A 1903-nucleotide genomic window follows, 5' to 3' on the forward strand; every position below is an offset into this window, starting at 1 on the left:
ACGCGCGCCGTCGTGGGAGACGATGACCGCGGTGACGACGTGTCTGGCGGGATCGTGGTCAAGCACGGCTGTGGTGTGTTCTCTTCCGGGAGAGGGGTGGGCCCCGGGGACGGGTGGTGGGGCGGTGCCCCGACCTTCGGGCGCGTGGAGGCGCCAGGCGCCCGTCGGCCTCGCCCGGGGTCCGGTTCGGCACGGTTGGCCCGACGTGGTCGGTCCGGCACGGTGGGCGCGGGTCATCACGATACGCCACCCCGATGCGTCGTGGGGCTGTTCGCCCAGGACACCCAGACGGCACCGTATCAGTGCATTCACGACTCGACGGATGTGTGCCGCAATCCTCACCAAAGTCCCAAACGGCATGGAACATGAAAAAGGCGCACCCGGACTCGCGGTCCGGATGCGCCTCGCGCGTGTGCCCTAGAGCATCTCCGCCAGGAAATCGAAATCCCCTCCGGCGGCTTTCTTCAGCCTTCGGCGCTCACGCTCGGAGAGTCCCCCCCAGATGCCGAAGCGCTCGTCGTGCTCCAGCGCGTATTCCAGGCACTCCGCACGTACCTCGCACGACTGGCAGACCTTCTTCGCCTCGCGGGTCGAGCCGCCCTTCTCGGGGAAGAACGCCTCCGGGTCGGTCTGCGCGCACAGGGCACGTTCCTGCCAGCCCAGATCCTCGTCCGAGCCGTGCGCCAGCGGGATCACCTCGCTCATGCGCACCTCCTGTTGCCCCCCATAGATGTCCCGGCCCTTTTCGTCCCCCAGGCCGGGTGGAATCCCACCTTGAAATTACACGCGGGGCCGTGACCAGGAGTCAAGCGCCCTACGTGGTAATCCACTGAATATCATGTAACGAACCGCCAACGACGATCGTGCCATGTCCGTTCTGTGAATTACCACGCAATTCACGGCCTTCCCAGGCGGAGGGAGGCGCGGACGCGCCAAGGGCGATCAGCGCTTGTCCTCCCCGCCGTACCAGCCCTGCTGCCCCCCGCTGTTGCCCTGTCCCTGCTGGTCAGAGCCGTATCCGGTGCCCGCTTCGTACTGGCTTCCGTACGACGCGGGCGCCTGCCCGGAAGCGTCCGTACCAGCCTGCTCGCCGGAGTTAAAGAAAGGGTCAACTCCACTGTCGGACGGTGTGTCCGGCGCCTGCTGGGCCTGCTGCCCCTGGTCCGCCCCCTGGTACCACCCGTACTGGATGGCGTCCTGGGCGGCCTGCTCACCCGAGGCGGCGGACTGCTCGGTCCCCTGCTGGGCGTCGTAGGACTGCGGCGCGTACTGCGCGGGGTCGTAGGCCTGGCCGGAGGCGTCCTGCTGTCCGTACTGCTGGCCGTACTGCTGGCCGTACTGGGACGGGTCGTAGGCCTGCTGGGCCCCGGTGCCGTAGGCGTAGGGCTGCTGCTGGGCCGAGGCGTCGCCGTACTGCTGCCCGTAGGCCTGCTGCGCGGAGGGGTCGTAGGCCTGCTGGCCACCCGTGCCGTACGCGACCTGCTGAGCGTCATAGGCCTGCTGCTGAGCGGCGGCGTCGTAGGCCTGCTGGGCCCCGGTGCCGTAGGCGTAGGGCTGCTGCTGGGCCGAGGCGTCGCCGTACTGCTGCCCGTAGGCCTGCTGCGCGGAGGGGTCGTAGGCCTGCTGGCCACCCGTGCCGTACGCGGCCTGCTGAGCGTCGTACGCCTGCTGCTGAGCGGCGGCGTCGTAGGCCTGGCCGTCCTGGCCGTACTGGGAGTAGGCCTGCTGCTGACCGGAGGCGCCCTGCGCGGCGTCCGCCGGCTGCGCGTACGCCTGACCGTAGGCCTGCTGCTGACCGGACGCGGTCTGGGCCGGGTCCTGGGCGTAGACCTGGCCCGACGAGGTCTGCGCCGGGTCGGCGGCGGGGTAGCCCGGCTGGCCGTAGGCCTGCTGGCCGAAGCCG

The 1903-nt window shown here is 69.8% G+C and carries 1 protein-coding gene and 1 pseudogene; both read right to left on the minus strand.

Translation table 11 applies throughout. The features are described 5' to 3' along the window. Nucleotides 1-417: 417 nt before the first annotated feature. Nucleotides 418-705 (minus strand): WhiB family transcriptional regulator, encoded by a 288-nt coding sequence (locus tag D471_RS0100665; protein WP_013154770.1) that lies wholly within the window; start codon nucleotides 703-705, stop codon nucleotides 418-420. A gap of 237 nt (nucleotides 706-942) precedes the next feature. After that, a pseudogene (locus D471_RS0100670) lies at nucleotides 943-1903 on the minus strand (hypothetical protein); the annotation flags it as partial.

It is taken from the genome of Nocardiopsis lucentensis DSM 44048 (assembly GCF_000341125.1).
Lineage (GTDB): Bacteria > Actinomycetota > Actinomycetes > Streptosporangiales > Streptosporangiaceae > Nocardiopsis > Nocardiopsis lucentensis.